The following is a 1321-nucleotide window of genomic DNA, read 5'->3' as shown; positions in this document are numbered from 1 at the left end:
CGGGGAGGCTCCGGCGCGTCCCGCCCCGCAATCAGCCGCGCGAGTACCGTGAGGGGTTCTTGAGTACTGCCGGTACAGCTGGCACGGGGCGATTCGTGCCCGGCCGAAGGCACCGATGAGGATTCATTCCGGCAGCACCGCGCACCACACCTCCAGGCATCCGGCCCCGGCCCGGCGCCGACCAGCTGCTCCCGCTGTTCCCGCTGCTCACCTCCCCCGCACCGGCCCCCGCCGGCAAACGGCTCTCGGCAGCGTCATTCCGGCAGTACCGCGCACAGCGCCTCCAGGGCTCCCGACCAGGCGTGGTCCGGGGGTGTGCCGTAGCCCACGACGAGTGCGTCGCGCCGGTCGACGGCGGCCTCGGGGTGCTGGTAGCGGTGCAGGCCGTGGACGGCGAGGCCCTGCCAGGCCGCCGCCCGCAGTGCCGCCTGCTCGGTGCCCGGCGGAAGCATGAGCACCACATGCAGGCCGGCCGCGATCCCGGTGGCACGGACCCGCGGGGCTCGTCGCGCGAGTTCGGCGACGAGGGCGTCGCGGCGGCGCCGGTAGCGCAGCCGGGCGGCGCGCACATGGCGGTCGTAGGCCCCGGAGGTCAGGAACTCGGCGAGGGTCAGCTGGTCGAGGGACCCGCAGCTGTCGATGCCACCCTTGGCCGCGAGGACTTCCTCCATGAGGCCGGGCGGCAGTACCAGCCAGCCCAGTCGCAGGCCGGGGGCGAGGGACTTGCTGGCCGTGCCCGCGTGGACGACGTGGTCGGGGTCCAGGCCCTGGAGGGCGCCGACGGGCTGGCGGTCGTAGCGGAACTCTCCGTCGTAGTCGTCCTCGACGACGAGTCCGCCGGTGCGGCGGGCCCACTCGACCACGGCGGCGCGGCGGTCGCGGTGCAGGGTGCCGCCCATCGGGAACTGGTGGGCGGGCGTGAGCAGCACCGCGTCCTGGTCCGTCAACTCCCCCGGGTCCGTGCCGCGTTCGTCGAAGGGCAGCGGCACGGTCCGCAGACCGGCGGCCGCGAGCAGGTTCCAGTGCACGTCGAGGCCGTACGACTCGACGGCGACCGTGCGGGCGCCCCGGGCCCGCAGCACCGCGCCGAGCAGGCGCAGGCCCTGCGAGAAGCCGGCGCAGACCACGATGCGTTCGGGGTCGGCGCGCACCCCGCGGGCGCGCGAGAGGTACTCGGCGAGGGCGGTGCGCAGTTCGACGCGGCCGCGGGGATCGCCGTAGTCGAGGGCCTGGTAGGGGGCGGTGGCGAGGGCGCGGCGGGCCGCCTTGAGCCACTCGGCGCGTGGGAAGAAGGCGAGGTCGGGGGTGCCGGGGACGAGGT

General features: G+C 75.4%; 1 protein-coding gene. It reads right to left on the bottom strand.

What is annotated here, in order from left to right; genetic code table 11:
- Positions 1 to 254 precede the first annotated feature (254 nt).
- The coding region (locus EHS43_RS44710) for a PLP-dependent aminotransferase family protein (RefSeq protein WP_148104354.1) at positions 255 to 1321 on the bottom strand (1067 nt) is incomplete at its 5' end.

Source organism: Streptomyces sp. RP5T (genome assembly GCF_003933965.1).
Classification (GTDB): Bacteria; Actinomycetota; Actinomycetes; order Streptomycetales; family Streptomycetaceae; genus Streptomyces.
This window is presented reverse-complemented; position numbering and strand designations above follow the sequence as displayed.